Origin of the sequence: Mycobacterium arosiense ATCC BAA-1401 = DSM 45069 (genome assembly GCF_002086125.1) — a bacterium.
Lineage (GTDB): Bacteria > Actinomycetota > Actinomycetes > Mycobacteriales > Mycobacteriaceae > Mycobacterium > Mycobacterium arosiense.
This window is the reverse complement of sequence record NZ_MVHG01000020.1, coordinates 55,185-65,815: the sequence shown is the minus strand read 5'-3', so window position 1 is coordinate 65,815 and position 10,631 is coordinate 55,185. Positions and strand designations below refer to the sequence as shown.

General features: G+C 67.0%; 12 protein-coding genes. 7 read left to right on the top strand and 5 right to left on the bottom strand.

Features of this window, described 5'->3' with window-relative positions; all coding sequences use genetic code 11:
• The 3 genes from BST14_RS30890 to BST14_RS11380 form a co-directional block, all read left to right on the top strand.
• Positions 1-76 (top strand): hypothetical protein (locus BST14_RS30890; protein WP_245845375.1); only part of this gene is annotated, 76 nt, incomplete at its 5' end.
• A gap of 104 nt (positions 77-180) precedes the next feature.
• Positions 181-2,133 carry a flavin-containing monooxygenase gene (locus tag BST14_RS11385; RefSeq protein WP_083064612.1) on the top strand — a complete coding sequence of 651 codons (1,953 nt, stop codon included), beginning with the start codon at positions 181-183 and terminating at the stop codon, positions 2,131-2,133.
• A gap of 10 nt (positions 2,134-2,143) precedes the next feature.
• The gene (locus BST14_RS11380; RefSeq protein ID WP_083064611.1) at positions 2,144-3,169 is read left to right on the top strand and encodes an alcohol dehydrogenase catalytic domain-containing protein; all 1,026 of its coding nucleotides are present in this window, start codon (positions 2,144-2,146) and stop codon (positions 3,167-3,169) included.
• A gap of 4 nt (positions 3,170-3,173) precedes the next feature.
• Here the strand turns inward: BST14_RS11380 and BST14_RS11375 are convergent, their stop codons facing one another.
• Together BST14_RS11375 and dtd are read right to left on the bottom strand one after the other, a co-directional pair.
• Positions 3,174-4,085 (bottom strand): class I SAM-dependent methyltransferase, encoded by a 912-nt coding sequence (locus BST14_RS11375; RefSeq protein WP_083064619.1) that lies wholly within the window; start codon positions 4,083-4,085, stop codon positions 3,174-3,176.
• A gap of 67 nt (positions 4,086-4,152) precedes the next feature.
• A complete protein-coding gene (gene dtd / locus BST14_RS11370) occupies positions 4,153-4,584 on the bottom strand; it encodes a D-aminoacyl-tRNA deacylase (protein ID WP_083064610.1) in 432 nt (143 codons plus the stop codon).
• A 52-nt stretch (positions 4,585-4,636) separates the two neighbouring features.
• On the opposite strand from dtd, the gene BST14_RS11365 reads away from it, so the two are divergent.
• A complete protein-coding gene (locus BST14_RS11365) occupies positions 4,637-4,942 on the top strand; it encodes an MTH1187 family thiamine-binding protein (RefSeq protein WP_083064609.1) in 306 nt (101 codons plus the stop codon).
• 2 nt (positions 4,943-4,944) lie between these two features.
• Here the strand turns inward: BST14_RS11365 and BST14_RS11360 are convergent, their stop codons facing one another.
• On the bottom strand, positions 4,945-5,439 hold the full coding sequence (locus BST14_RS11360; RefSeq protein ID WP_083064608.1) for a macro domain-containing protein: 495 nt from the start codon (positions 5,437-5,439) through the stop codon (positions 4,945-4,947).
• A 71-nt stretch (positions 5,440-5,510) separates the two neighbouring features.
• Between BST14_RS11360 and BST14_RS11355 the strand changes: the two genes are divergently transcribed.
• On the top strand, positions 5,511-6,797 hold the full coding sequence (locus tag BST14_RS11355) for a competence/damage-inducible protein A (protein WP_497795582.1): 1,287 nt from the start codon (positions 5,511-5,513) through the stop codon (positions 6,795-6,797).
• A 2-nt stretch (positions 6,798-6,799) separates the two neighbouring features.
• Here BST14_RS11355 and BST14_RS11350 read toward each other — a convergent pair whose 3' ends face one another.
• The gene (locus BST14_RS11350) at positions 6,800-8,152 is read right to left on the bottom strand and encodes an MFS transporter (RefSeq protein WP_281252801.1); all 1,353 of its coding nucleotides are present in this window, start codon (positions 8,150-8,152) and stop codon (positions 6,800-6,802) included.
• On the opposite strand from BST14_RS11350, the gene BST14_RS11345 reads away from it, so the two are divergent.
• Positions 8,151-9,218 (top strand): amidohydrolase family protein, encoded by a 1,068-nt coding sequence (locus tag BST14_RS11345; RefSeq protein WP_083064606.1) that lies wholly within the window; start codon positions 8,151-8,153, stop codon positions 9,216-9,218. The genes BST14_RS11350 and BST14_RS11345 overlap by 2 nt on opposite strands.
• A gap of 46 nt (positions 9,219-9,264) precedes the next feature.
• Entirely contained in the window at positions 9,265-9,660 is a 396-nt protein-coding gene (locus tag BST14_RS11340; protein ID WP_083064605.1) for a phage holin family protein, read from the top strand.
• Here the strand turns inward: BST14_RS11340 and BST14_RS11335 are convergent.
• A complete protein-coding gene (locus tag BST14_RS11335) occupies positions 9,657-10,610 on the bottom strand; it encodes an FAD-dependent oxidoreductase (protein WP_142279365.1) in 954 nt (317 codons plus the stop codon). The genes BST14_RS11340 and BST14_RS11335 overlap by 4 nt on opposite strands.
• Positions 10,611-10,631 lie beyond the last annotated feature (21 nt).

The following is a 10,631-nucleotide window of genomic DNA, read 5'->3' as shown; positions in this document are numbered from 1 at the left end:
CGACCACGGCCAACCCCGCACCAACACCTACCACCACCCGGAAAAGCTGCTGGCCGATACGGACGACGACCCGTAGCGGCGAACGTCTTGATCGTGCGCCGCGCAACCGGGTAGCGTAGTGCTGCAATTACGAAACGATGAGTAGCGTAATTGGCCGCCGAACCACCGAGAGGATCTCCCTTGAAGCGCAGCCGCTACGCCGGCGATCCCTTCATCACATCCACACCCGAGATCGCCGCCGCGCTACAGGATGTCAGCGTTCCCACGCTGTTGCTCTCGCTCGTCCACATCACCGGCGACCCGCGCTTCATCCGCGACTTCAAGCAGGTGGGCATCTTCCTCAACGAGGTGCAGGGGTTCATGTCCGAGGACGACAAGGCACGGGCCCGCGCCGAGGCCCTGTCGGTTATCACCGAGTATCGGGACCGCGGTTGCCCCGAACCGCACCCGCTGAGCCACGAACTCGTCAGGGAGATGATCGACTGGGCGGCTTGTGAACACGTGCCCGACGACTACTTGCCGCTAATCGCCGAAGAGCTCGATCTCGACGGCGTCGACCCCCGGCGCCCCGCCGCGTTGCCCGCCGAACGCACCGCCGAACTCCCGGTCCTGGTCGTGGGATGCGGCGAATCCGGCATCCTGGCCGGCGTGCGCCTCAAGCAGGCCGACATTCCGTTCACCATCATCGAGAAGAACGCGGGCCCCGGCGGAACCTGGTGGGAGAACAGCTATCCCGGCGCGCGGGTGGATGTGGCGAACCATTTCTATTGCTACAGCTTCGAACCCAACAACGACTGGACCCATTTCTTCGCCGAGCAATACGAGCTGCAAGACTATTTCACCAAGGTCATCGACAATCACGGCCTGGCTGAGCATGTGCGTTGGCGGACCGAGGTTGTCGCGGCCGAATGGAATGACGACGACGGCGTGTGGAGCGCTTCATTGCGCTCATCCGACGGTCAGACGACCACCGTGCGCGCCCGCGCGCTCATCACCGCCGTCGGGCAGCTGAACCGTCCGAACCTTCCCGGGTTCGACGGCGCGGACACCTTCGCGGGGCAGTCATTTCACTCGGCGGCCTGGGATCATTCGGTAGACCTGAAAGGCAAGCGGGTCGCGCTCGTCGGCGCCGGCGCCAGCGGCTTTCAGATCGCCCCCGCGATCGCCGACGATGTTAAGCACCTCACCGTGTTTCAGCGGACCGCGCAGTGGATGTTTCCGAACCCGATGTATCACGACGAGGTCGGCGACGGTGTGCGCTGGGCGATGCGCCATCTGCCGTTCTACGGCAGGTGGTATCGCTTGCTGGTCCTCTGGCCCGGCTCGGACAAGGGTCTCGACGCGGCCGAGGGCGACCCGGATTACGCCGATCAGGAGCACGCCGTCAGCGGCATCAATGCCGCCGCGCACATGATGTTCTCCCAATGGATCAGCAGCCAAGTCGGCGAGGATTCCGAGTTGTTGGCCAAGGTGATGCCGGACTACCCGGCTTGCGGCAAACGCACACTGCAGGACAACGGCAGTTGGCTGCGAACGCTGCAGCGCGACAACGTCGAGTTGGTCCGCACACCCATCGACAAAATCACGCCGCACGGCGTCGTCACCGCTGACGGCGTGGCGCATGACGTCGATATCATCGTGTACGCCACCGGGTTTCGACACACCGACGTGCTCTGGCCGCTGAAGGTCACCGGCCGTAACGGCACCGATCTGCACCAGATGTGGGGGAGCCGGCCATACGCCTACCTCGGCATCACGGTCCCGGAGTTCCCGAACTTCTTCATCGTCTACGGCCCGGGAACTCATCTGGCCCACGGCGGCAGCCTGATCTTCCAGTCCGAACTGCAGATGCGCTACGTCGACCAATGCCTGGCGCGACTGGCCCAGACCGGCGTGCATTCGCTCGAACCGAAACCCGAAGCCGCCACCGATTGGCACCGGCGGACGCAGACCCAGATCAAGAAGATGGTGTGGTCGCATCCGGCGGTCAAACACTCGTATTTCAAGAACGCCGACGGCGAAATTCACACCGTCAGCCCATGGCGTCTCAACGAATACTGGTCGGCGGTGCGCGAGCCCGATTGGTCACAGTTTGTAGTCCGAGCGAAAGATCCGGCGCGACAGGGAAAGTGAGCACGTCAATATGCGCACCGTGGTCGTCGATGGGCCCCGCAGCGTTCGGGTGGACACCCGCCCGGATCCGGCCCTTCCGGGCCCCGACGGAGCGATCGTCGAGGTGAGCGCCGCCGGCATCTGCGGATCCGACCTGCACTTCTATGAGGCCGACTTTCCGATGCCCGAGCCGATCGCGCTTGGCCACGAAGCCATCGGCACCGTCGTGGAAGCCGGGCCGCAGGTGTGCAACGTCAAGGTCGGCGATCAGGTGATGGTGTCGTCGGTCACCGGCTGCGGCGCGTGCGCGGGATGTGCAACCCGCGATCCGGTGATGTGTCACTCCGGATTTCAGATATTCGGCGGCGGCGTGCTCGGCGGCGCGCAGGCCGACCTGCTCGCCGTACCAGCCGCGGATTTCCAGCTGCTGAAGATGCCCGAGGGCATCAGCACCGAGCAGGCGTTGCTGCTCACCGACAACCTGGCCACCGGCTGGGCCGCGGCGCAGCGGGCCGACATCCCCTTCGGCGGCACGGTGGCGGTGATCGGCCTGGGTGCGGTCGGCCTGTGCTCGCTGCGCAGCGCGCTATTTCAGGGCGCGGCAACGGTTTTCGCGGTCGATCAGGTCGACGGTCGGCTGCGGCGCGCCGCGCAGTGGGGCGCGACGCCCGTCAAAGCCCCGGCGCTCGAGGCCATCCTTGCCGCCACCGGCGGCCGCGGCGCCGACGCGGTGATCGACGCGGTCGCCACGGACGCCTCCCTGACCGACGCGATCAACGCCGTCCGGCCCGGCGGCACAGTCTCGGTCGTCGGTGTGCACGACATGAATCCGTTCCCCCTCAACGCGCTGGGCTGCTTGATCCGCAGCACGACGGTGCGGTTCACCACGGCGCCGGTGCAGCGCACCTGGCCGGAATTGATCCCGTTGCTGCGGGCAGGCCGGCTCGACGTCGAAGGGATTTTCACCACCACAATGCCGTTGGACGAAGCGGCCAAGGGCTATGCGATCGCGGAGTCGCGGTCGGGCGACGACGTGAAGATCCTGCTGAAACCCTAGGTGGTCACCGGGTCGCCGTGACGTATTGGGACCGCATGAAGCTGTCGATCTTGACGTCGACGTCCGGCGGGGTCATGCCGTAGCCGGCCTGTAGGTCCAGTGTGTTGCGGACGGGTTCGACGGCCCAATCGTGCGCGGTGAGCCACTCCGCGGGGTCCGACTGGGGTTCATAGGTCAGGGCCGAGAAGTTCACATTGCCGGACACATTCACGCCGGGGTGGTTCGCCTCCAGGGCGGTGAGCTGGTCGTGGTCCAGCCGCGATCCGAGCGCGCCGATGGCGATCTGGCTGCCCGGCGCGCTGAGCCCGCTGATCCGGGTGAAGAGCGCATGTTGCGCCTCGTCGGTGAGGTAGGGGAGCAGCCCCTCCACCGACCAGGCGCTCGGCATCTCGACGTCAAACCCGGCCGCTTCCAACGGCCGCGACCAGTCGGTGCGCAGATCGGCGGCGACCTCGATGCGGCGGGCCTTCGGGGTTGCGCCCTGCTCCTGAAGAACGCGAGCCTTGAATTCGAGGACCTTCGGCAGATCGACCTCGAAAACCCGTGTGTCTTGCGGCCATTGCAGCCGATATGCCCGCGAATCCAGGCCGGCGGCAACGATCACCGCCTGCCGGATGCCCGCCGCGCTCGCAGCCTCGAAGAAGTCATCGAAGAAGCGGGTCTGGACGCCATAGAGGCGCGGGAAGGCCGTCTCGTCGTCGGAGGTTCCCGGGTTGGCAAGCACACCCGCCAGATACGGGTCCTGCGAGGCGGCGATGAAGCCTTTCGCGAATTCGTCGCGCACCAGCGGCCGCGGGCCGATGGCGTGCAGCGCGCGCCATCCCGCGACGAGCAGCGCCGTGTATCCCACGCTGCTGACGATGTCCCAGTTGTCGTCGTCCGAACGGAGCGACCCGAATTCGGGTGTCGTGCTCATGGTTGCCCTCTCGTCGGCGCCGGCCATGACAAGCCGCCGCCCCCCACGGTACCCGTGGGGGGCGGGCTCACAGCTCCAAGAAGACGGTCACCGGACCGTCGTTCACCAACTCGACCTGCATGTTCGCACCGAACACCCCGGTCTGCACCTCGGCGCCCAACCGCCGCAGGGCCTCGGCGAACTCCGCCACCAGCGGCTCGGCGACAGCTCCGGGGGCGGCCGCGTTCCATGACGGGCGTCGGCCCTTGGCGGTGTCGGCGTACAGCGTGAACTGACTCACGACCAGGACGGGCGCGTTGACATCGGCCGCGGAACGTTCGTCGTCGAGAATCCTTAGCTGCCATAGCTTCTCAGCGAGCCGGCGCGCTTTGTCGCCGTCGTCGCCGTGGGTGACACCGACGAACGCCAGCAGGCCCTGACCATCCGGACGGATAGCGCCGACCGCCGCGCCCTCAACCGAGACCGTCGCCGACGAAACACGTTGCACCAACACCCGCATGGGCCTCGATGGTGCCAGACCGGCTCCCGCGGATCTTGGGTACGCTCGACGAATGTCTTTGCTCGTGGCGTTTTCCGTCACCCCGTTGGGGGTGGGCGAGGGCGTCGGTGAGATCGTCGCCGAAGCGGTTCGGGTGGTGCGCGATTCCGGGCTGCCCAACAAGACGGATGCGATGTTCACCGTCATAGAAGGCGAAACCTGGGCGGAAGTCATGGCCGTGGTGCAGCGCGCGGTCGAGGCCGTGGCCGCCCGAGCGCCCAGGGTCAGCACGGTGATCAAGGCGGACTGGCGCGCCGGGACCACCGACGCGATGACGCAGAAGGTCGCCAGCGTCGAGCGTTACCTTTCCGGGGGCTAGCGCTAGCCCCGCACCGCCAGCCGAAACGCCCGCTCGGCCGCATCGCCGTGCACGGCGAACACCACTTTGCGCAGCGAGCTCGGCTGGTGCCGCCGGACGGCGTCGACCATCAGCCGCGCCGCCTCGTCCAGCGGGAAGCCGCCGACGCCGGTGCCGAAGGCGACCAGCCCGAGCGAGCGGCAGCCGAGTTCGTCGGCCTTGCGCAGCGTCGAGGTCGTGGCCGCGGCGATGATATCGGCCGACGTCGGTCCGCCGAGCTCCATGGTCGCGGCGTGGATGACGTAGCGCGCCGGCATGTCGCCGGCCGTGGTCTCGATCGCTTCGCTGAGCCCGATCGGCGCCTTCGCTTTCGATTCGCGCTGCACGTCGGGCCCGCCCGCACGCGAGATGGCCGCGGCCACACCGCCCCCATGGCGTAGCTGCGTGTTGGCCGCGTTGGTGATCGCGTCGAGTTCGAGCTTGGTTATGTCGGCTTGTATTACCTCTAACTCGATCATGGGCTCATTGTCCTCGGGGTGAATGTCCTCGGGATGAATGTCGTCCGGAGCCGATGCGTAGGCTCAGGGCGGTGAGCGCACGTGCAGGAATCGTTGTCACCGGAACCGAGGTCTTGACGGGGCGGGTCCAAGATGCGAACGGCCCCTGGCTCGCCGATCGCCTGCTGGAGCTGGGCGTCGAGCTGGCCCACATCACGATCTGCGGTGACCGGCCGGCCGACATCGAAGCGCAGCTGCGGTTCCTGGCCGATCAGGGCGTGGACCTCATCGTGACCAGCGGGGGCCTGGGGCCGACGGCCGACGATATGACCGTCGAGGTGGTCGCGCGCGTTTGTGAACGCGAGTTGGTGTTGGACGCCGAGGTCGAGGAGAAGATCGCCAACATCCTCAAGAACTTGATGGGCCGCAATCCCGCGTTCCAATCCGCCATGGATCCCGGCACTTTCGAGTCGCTGCGGGCAGCCAATCGCAAGCAGGCCATGGTGCCGGCAGGGGCGCAGGTGCTCGACCCGGTGGGGACCGCTCCCGGCATCGTCGTGCCCGGCAAGCCGACGGTGATCGTGCTACCGGGTCCGCCGCGCGAGCTGCAGGCGATGTGGCACACGGCCATCCAGACGCCCGCGGCGCAGGAGGCGATCGCCGGCCGGACCGTCTATCGGCAGGAGATGTTGCGCATGTTCGGGCTGCCGGAGTCGGGGCTCGCCGAAACGCTGCGCGACGCCGGAACGGCCGTGCCCGGCTTCGAGCAACTGGAGATCACCACCTGCCTGCGGCGCGGCGAGATCGAGATGGTCACCCGTTATGAGCCGGACGCCGTGGAGGCGTACGCCCAGCTGACCAAGCTGCTGCGCGAGAGGCACGGGCATCAGCTGTACTCCGAGGACGGCTCGCGCGTCGACGATCTGGTGGCACAACTTCTGGCCGGCCGTCGGATCGCGACGGCGGAGTCCTGCACCGCGGGACTGCTGGCCGCGCGGCTGACCGACCGGCCCGGGTCATCGGATTACGTGGCCGGCGGTGTCGTTTCCTATTCGAACGAGGCGAAGGTGGAGCTGCTCGGCGTCGACCCCGCGCTGATCGAGGCGCACGGCGCGGTGTCCGAGCCGGTGGCCGAGGCGATGGCCACGGGTGCGCTGCAGCGCTTCGGCGCCGACACCGCGGTCGCGATCACCGGAATCGCCGGCCCTGGCGGGGGTACCGACGAAAAGCCGGTGGGCACAGTCTGTTTCAGCGTAACGGCCGCCGGCCGAACCGATACCCGCACACTGCGGCTTCCGGGCAACCGCTCGGATATCCGGGAGCGCTCGACCACGGTGGCCATGCATCTGCTGCGGCGCCTCCTGGGCAACAGCGAGTAGCGTCACGTCACTTCGCTTGCGAGGAAGGCGCTTTCGGTTGTGCCGAACCGGATTCCGGTGGCGTCCGTTCCGATCAGCGTCAGCGCCGCCACCGCGATCAGGACCGGTACGATCGTCGCCGCCAACGCGAACGGGTAGCCGTGCGATTCGGCGAGGCGTTCCTGGATCGGTAGGTTGAACGCCGCCAGCAGGTTGCCGAGCTGATAGGTCACCCCGGGATAGAGACCGCGGATGGCGTCCGGAGACATCTCGGTGAGGTGGGCGGGAATCACGCCCCACGCGCCCTGCACGAAGAGCTGCATCAAAAACGAACCGAGGCACAGCATTGCGGCGCTGCGCGAGTACGCGAACAACCCGACGACGGGCAGCGCCAGGATCGCACAGAATACGACGGTGTAGCGGCGGCTGAATCGCTGCGACAGCGTGCCGAAGACCAGGCCTCCGACAATGGCGCCGACGTTGTAGACCACCACAGTCCACTTGACCGTCGTGCTGGACAGGCCGGCACCCTGATTGGCGTGCGCCCCCAGGAAGGTGGGGTAGACGTCCTGCGTGCCGTGGCTCATCCAGTTGAAGGCCGTCATCAGCAGCGCCAGGTAGATGAACCGTCGGATGATGGCGCCGCTGCGCAGCACGTCGCGGATCCGGGTGCTGGTGAGCTTCATCTGGTCCTGGGCGGTTTCCCACACCTCGGACTCCTCCACGCGGTAGCGGATGACCAGGCTGATCAACGCGGGAACGATGCTCAGGCCGAACAGCCACCGCCATGACAGCCCGATCCAGTCGATCACCACCAGCGAGGCCACACTCGCCAGCAGGTAGCCGAACGCGTACCCCTCCTGCAGCAGCCCGGAGAAGAACCCGCGTCGCTCGACGGGAACCTTCTCCATGGCGAGCGCGGCGCCCAGCCCCCACTCGCCGCCCATGCCGATGCCGTACAGCAGTCGCAGGATCACGAGCACCGTGAAGTTGGGTGCGAACGCGCACAGGAAGCCGACCACCGAATAGAACGTGACGTCGACCATCAGCGGCAGCCGCCTCCCCACCCGGTCGGCCCACAACCCGAACAGCAGCGCACCGACGGGCCGCATGATGAGGGTGGCCGTGGTGACGAACGCGACCTCGGCCTTGCTGTGGTGGAACGTCTTGGCGATGTCGGCGTAGACGAGCACCACGATGAAGTAATCGAAGGCATCCATCGTCCAGCCCAGTAGCGCCGCGATGAAGGAATTGCGCTGATCGGCGGTCAACTTCTGTTCAAGCCCTGGTGTGGTCACGTCAGCATCGTGGCTTACCCAGCGCGCCGGCGCGACTTGTTCCACCATGTGGACTGCGGGAGTAAGTTCCGGATACATGCGGATCATCGACGCTGACGGACACGTGGCCGAGAATTCGTCGCTGGCAATCGAGGCGATCAAACGATGGCCGGAGCACGTCAAGCCCAGCGCCGACGGTCGGCCGGGATTGACGCTCGAGGGCCGCAACTACCCCGAGGACCGGGGGCCGGGCGCGGGTTGCCCGCCGGAACACGGGATCAGCAAGGCGCCCGACATCAACTGCCGCTCGCCCGAGGGGGTGCTGGGGGACGCCGATCGCGATCACATCGACACGATGGTGCTGTATCCCAGCATGGGGTTGTGCGCGCCGAGCCTGCAGGATCCGGAGTTCGCCGCGGGATTCTCGAGGCTGTACAACCGGTGGATTGCGGACTACTGCGCCTCATCCGGTGGCCGGCTGCGCGGCGTCGCCGTGACACCGATCGAGCACGGCCGCATTGCCGTCGACGTCATGGCCGAGGCCAAAGAGCTTGGGCTGGTTGCGACTTTGGTGCCGCCGGCGCTCAAGAGCCGCAATCTCGACCACCCCGACCTCGACCCGTTCTATGCCGCCGCCGGCGAGCTCGGCATGCCGTTGGGTGTGCACGGCGCCCCGGGCATTCACCTGCCCAAGATCGGTGTGGACCGTTTCACGAACTACATTCAGGTGCACTGCATCAGTTTCCCGTTCGACCAGATGACCGCGATGACCGCGATGGTCTCCGGCGGCGTCTTCGAGCGCCACCCGGAATTGCGGGTCGCCTTCCTCGAAGCCGGCGCGGGCTGGGTCCCGTTCTTCATCGACCGGCTGCACGAGCATTACGAAAAGCGCGGCGATTGGGTCCAGGGCGGCTGGCGTCGCGACCCGCACGACTATCTGGCCGCGGGCAACATCTGGGTGACGTGCGAACCGGAGGAACCGATCCTGCCCGGCGTGATCGACGTGCTGGGCGACGGTTTCATCATGTTCGCCAGCGACTACCCGCACTGGGACGGCGAGTGGCCGGAGAGCACCAAGCACCTGCGCACCCGAACCGACCTCAGCGAGGGCTCCCGGGAAAAGATCGGCGGCTTGAACGCGCAACGCTTCTACAACTTGAACTGACCTTTGCCGCTTACTCGCGAGCCCGAAGGTGGCAGGATTTGCCACCATGGGCCCTTTCCTGTTGCGCGCCGCGTTGACCGGCCTGGCGTTGTGGATCGTCACCCTTTTCGTGCACGGGCTGAGCTTTGTGGGCGGGGACACGAAGCTGGAACGCGCCGGCATCATCTTCGTGGTTGCCGTGATCTTCGGGTTGGTCAACGCATTCATCAAGCCCATCGTCCAAATCTTGTCGATCCCGTTGTACATCCTGACGCTCGGCCTGTTCCATGTCGTCGTCAACGCGTTGATGCTGTGGATCACCGCGCGGATCACCGCGCACACCACGCACTGGGGACTGCAGATCGATCACTTCTGGTGGACCGCGATCTGGGCCGCGATCGTGCTGTCGATCGTTAGTTGGTTGCTGTCCTTGGTGTTTCGACGTACCGGCGTCGCGCGCTAGCCGTCGTTTGCCAGGCTCACGACGTCGCGCGCGCAGCCCCAGGACAAAGTGACGCCGTTGCCGCCGTGCCCGTAATTGTGGATGCACCGTGCCCGGCCCAGCGGCTCGGCTTCCACCCGCACAGACGGGCGGTCGGGGCGTAGGCCCGTGATCACCTCGATCACCTCGGCGTCGTTGAGTCGCGGCTCGACGCGACGGCAGCGCTGCAGGATGTGTTCGGTCACGTCGGGGTCGGCCGCGGTGTCCCAACGCCCGGGGATGCTGATGCCGCCGCAGACCACCCGTTGCGGGTGGGGGAAGTAGCAGGTCCAGTCCGGGCCGCTGTTGATTTGCAGAAACATCTGCCCCAGACCGGGATTGGTGAGCACCACGTGCTGGCCGAACAACGGTTGCACGGTGTCGTCACCGGTCAGCGCACCCGCGGCCAGCCCGGTGCAGTTGACGACGATTTCGGCGGCCTCGGCCGCCTCGTCGAGGGTCCGCACGGGATGCTGCTCGATTTCGCAGCCGGCCGACGCCAGCCGCCGGGTCAGGTAGTCGAGATAGTGCGGCATGTCGATCATCGGCAGGGTCGCGCGAAACCCGGTGCTGGAGCCCTCGGGGACATCGGCCGGGTCGGCCGGCCGAAGGTCGGGGATCAAGGCCGCCGCCGACGACATCGCCTCGGTCGCGGTCAGCTCACCGACGGCCAGCGCCGGCGCCAGCTGCACCCCGGAATCGGGATCGCCGGCAAGATCGGTGAACACCCCCAGCGAGTGCTCGGTCCAGGCAAGCGTCTCGGCCGCGCGGTCGGCGGGTCGTGGGGGAAGCCAGACGGCGCCGGCCACCGCCGACGTCGTCTGCTTGCGCGTCGTGGCCGCCAATATTCGCACCGGCCAGCCCGCCTCGGCCAGACAGATGGCCGAAGTCAACCCGCTGACGCCGGCGCCGACGACGACGGTCTGCTGCATGGGTGCCACGGCGCCACGGTA

What these genes read in the sequence shown, in the direction of transcription:
- dtd (WP_083064610.1), bottom strand. Translation starts at nt 4,584, where the DNA reads ATGCGGGTGTTGGTGCAACGTGTTTCGTCGGCGACGGTCTCGGTTGAG.
- BST14_RS11345 (WP_083064606.1), top strand. Translation starts at nt 8,151, where the DNA reads ATGCGGATCATCGACGCTGACGGACACGTGGCCGAGAATTCGTCGCTG.
- BST14_RS11375 (WP_083064619.1), bottom strand. Translation starts at nt 4,085, where the DNA reads ATGAGCACGACACCCGAATTCGGGTCGCTCCGTTCGGACGACGACAAC.
- BST14_RS11350 (WP_281252801.1), bottom strand. Translation starts at nt 8,152, where the DNA reads ATGTATCCGGAACTTACTCCCGCAGTCCACATGGTGGAACAAGTCGCG.
- BST14_RS11360 (WP_083064608.1), bottom strand. Translation starts at nt 5,439, where the DNA reads ATGATCGAGTTAGAGGTAATACAAGCCGACATAACCAAGCTCGAACTC.
- BST14_RS11340 (WP_083064605.1), top strand. Translation starts at nt 9,265, where the DNA reads ATGGGCCCTTTCCTGTTGCGCGCCGCGTTGACCGGCCTGGCGTTGTGG.
- BST14_RS11365 (WP_083064609.1), top strand. Translation starts at nt 4,637, where the DNA reads ATGTCTTTGCTCGTGGCGTTTTCCGTCACCCCGTTGGGGGTGGGCGAG.
- BST14_RS11380 (WP_083064611.1), top strand. Translation starts at nt 2,144, where the DNA reads ATGCGCACCGTGGTCGTCGATGGGCCCCGCAGCGTTCGGGTGGACACC.
- BST14_RS11335 (WP_142279365.1), bottom strand. Translation starts at nt 10,610, where the DNA reads ATGCAGCAGACCGTCGTCGTCGGCGCCGGCGTCAGCGGGTTGACTTCG.